A 2839-nucleotide genomic window follows, 5' to 3' on the forward strand; every position below is an offset into this window, starting at 1 on the left:
TTAAGCTAAAGAATCTCTCCTAAAGAATAAAAGAGAAATGCTTTTAGGGTTGTGATTCTGCTATATCCATTAAATGACCTGAATGTTTGAATGTTGATTTTTTTATTTTATAATAAAATGTTTGATGAGTAGTGTCTGTGGTTAGATGATGTATAATAAGACGATTGTGGAGGGGTTTGGTGGTGGAGTGTTGTAGAAAATTTGCAAGAATATAACCACAAAAATTTTAAAAATATGTTAAAATAGAAAGCATTTAAGCCTTAATGGCTATAGCAAAGGAATCTCGTGATTGATAATTTTAAAACCAAGTGATATTTTGGTTTTTGATTTAGATGGAACATTGATGCGTACAGACACAGCAAACAATCTAGCGTATTGCTCCGCTATTGACAATGTAACAAAGTCATCTCTCTCTCTCTTTGTAGCTATCAAAGAATTACTCTAAAAGGTTTGCGCAGTATTGGGCAATTTAGTGATGTTGAATTAAAGGCGATTAAGAATCGCAAAGACTCTATTTATCCCGAGTATTTAGAATACACATTTTTGAATCAGCGTCTTTTTGCGCTTATTTTTAAATATTTTCAAAGAAATAAAATCATTTTGCTTACCAACGCTTCAGAAAACAAGACAATATTATTACTAAAATATTATCAAATAGACAAGTATTTTGCTCATATTTTTTTGCAATCAAAGTGGGAATAAATTTGTAAATTGCATAAAATCTTTGGAATTAAACCTAAACAATATGCTTGTATTTGAAGATGAAACTTTACAGGTGCAATGTGCTTTGTGCGCCGGTATTTCAAAAGATAGAATCATTCAAATTAAAGATTTTGATAATTAAAGTTTTAAATTTAAAAGGAGAATTTTTGATGGAAAAGTCATTTCGTAGTTTCACAATCAAAGCAGATGGTCGCTTTTTAAAACAAGATGTTCCAGCTTGGTATAGTTTGGATTATACAAACTATGGTAATCCCGGAAATCCAGATTGGATTGTGGATTTTAAGACGATAAATCGCAATATAATTTTAATGATGATGTGATTCAAAATGCTCATTATAAAGGAGAGCAATATGTGTTTGATTTTTTATAATAGCAAAGAGAATTTTATTGTTTGCGTTGTTCCTAGGGCAAAACCTAATAAATCTACACACTTCAAAGATTTTATTAGAAAGGTGCAAATTGATATAGAACTTTTCTCAACCGATGAAGTGGGTGAAGAGTTTTATGATGATGACTTTAGAGAAGTAAATTTTATTACGCGTATCCTACCTACCCGCACGACACATTTTCCTACCTCTGATGGTGGAGATAATCCTTATCCCGGGATTACTAAGGATACTTGTGCTATATTTGAAAAGGGAATTAAAGGACAAAATGTGCTACTTATTGATGATATTTATACTCACCATCATCGGAATCCACAGACAGGCAAGAAAGAGATTGTGGGCGTTGATGAGGATTGCTTACAAGCACTTTTGGATTATGGGGCTAAAAAGGTGGCATTTTATGCTCTTGCAAAGACAATGCAAAGTTTAAGGATATTTTAATGGGAGAAATAAAAAAATATAGCCAAAATGTTTTAAATGTTTTAGCAGCTCTTAAGTGCAAAGGAATCGGACGCGCTTGGATTATAGATAATTATCAACCCAATATGTCAGCCGAGGAATTGAGTAAAAAATTGCAAGAAAAAGATAGCAGTTTTGATTTTTTTAATACGATAGGAGAGATTCAGGCTGTATTAGACAATAGTAAAGAAAGTATAAAATATATTGCTTTGGGTGATGATAATTTCCCAACTAGTCGTTTTATGCCACGGATAAAAAAGAAAGATTTACCTGTATTTTTGGCATACGAGGGAGATTTGAAGCTATTATCAAAAGAGAATTTTAATATCGCGGTGATAGGTATTTTAGAGCCTACATTGGAAATTCAAGTATTAGAAAAAGCAGTGCTTGAAGAGATTTTGAAATGCAATGCTACGATTGTAAGTGGTTTGGCACTTGGTTGTGATTCCATAGCTCACAAAAGTGTTTCCAATCAAGATTGCACGATTGCTGTGCTACCTAGCACATTAGAGAATATATTGCCAAAGGAAAACAGAGAGTTAGCAAATGAAATTGTGAGCAATAAAAATGGGTTTTTGATTAGCGAATATTATGAAGAGACGAAAAATACTTATGAGCTTGTTGGTAGATACATAGAGAGGGATAGACTGCAAGCATTTTTTAGTGATATGGTAATTTTAACCGCAAGTTATAGCGAATGGGATTCTAAGTGCGATAAACGCAAAGATAGTGGTTCGCGTCACGCAATGGATAAAGCAAAAGAATATGGAATCAAAAGGGCGGTAATGTATGAAGAGGCATATTTTAGTGATGAAAAATTTAATCTAAATCGTGAGCTAATGCGCGCAAATGGAATTGTAAATTTTAATGAAATTGAGAGCTTTAATAGGTCTCCACAAAGTCGCGATTTTAAAGTTCTAACCCGCACTAATGCAAATTGCATCATAAAAAAATTAAAAGAGTGGAAAGAGGGATTGCAAATGCCAAAAGAGGCACAAAAATTAAAGGTTTGGGAGCAGTTAGGAATGGACTTTGGGAACTAGTAGAATCGCAAACACCCCCCCTTTTTTTTGAAAAAAACTTACAATTTTATGATTCTGCATTTTATTTATTTCTACCATCATTGCGAGATTTCATAAAGAATTGTGGCAATCTATAATAATGCGCTCCTTTAAGGATCCCACTAACTAAAATGTTTCATCTAGTAACTTGTATGAAAATTTTTCTCTTTTTTAAAATGAAACGATGGGATTTCTTTTTGAATTAGATAC

The 2839-nt window shown here is 32.6% G+C and carries 4 protein-coding genes; all 4 read left to right on the forward strand.

Annotated elements, in window-relative coordinates:
- Window positions 1–289: 289 nt before the first annotated feature.
- A complete protein-coding gene (locus tag BS85_RS11675; protein ID WP_156938131.1) occupies window positions 290–445 on the forward strand; it encodes a hypothetical protein in 156 nt (51 codons plus the stop codon).
- Between the two features lie 427 nt (window positions 446–872).
- Complete coding sequence (locus BS85_RS0109820; protein WP_156938132.1) at window positions 873–1043, forward strand: hypothetical protein; 171 nt, start codon at window positions 873–875, stop codon at window positions 1041–1043.
- Window positions 1044–1073: 30 nt separating this feature from the next.
- On the forward strand, window positions 1074–1550 hold the full coding sequence (locus tag BS85_RS10985; protein ID WP_051604787.1) for a hypothetical protein: 477 nt from the start codon (window positions 1074–1076) through the stop codon (window positions 1548–1550).
- Entirely contained in the window at window positions 1550–2611 is a 1062-nt protein-coding gene (locus BS85_RS10990) for a DNA-processing protein DprA (protein WP_051604788.1), read from the forward strand. Before BS85_RS10985 ends, BS85_RS10990 begins: the two co-directional genes overlap by 1 nt.
- Window positions 2612–2839: the final 228 nt, after the last annotated feature.

Origin of the sequence: Helicobacter rodentium ATCC 700285 (assembly GCF_000687535.1) — a bacterium.
Classification (GTDB): domain Bacteria; phylum Campylobacterota; class Campylobacteria; order Campylobacterales; family Helicobacteraceae; genus Helicobacter_D; species Helicobacter_D rodentium.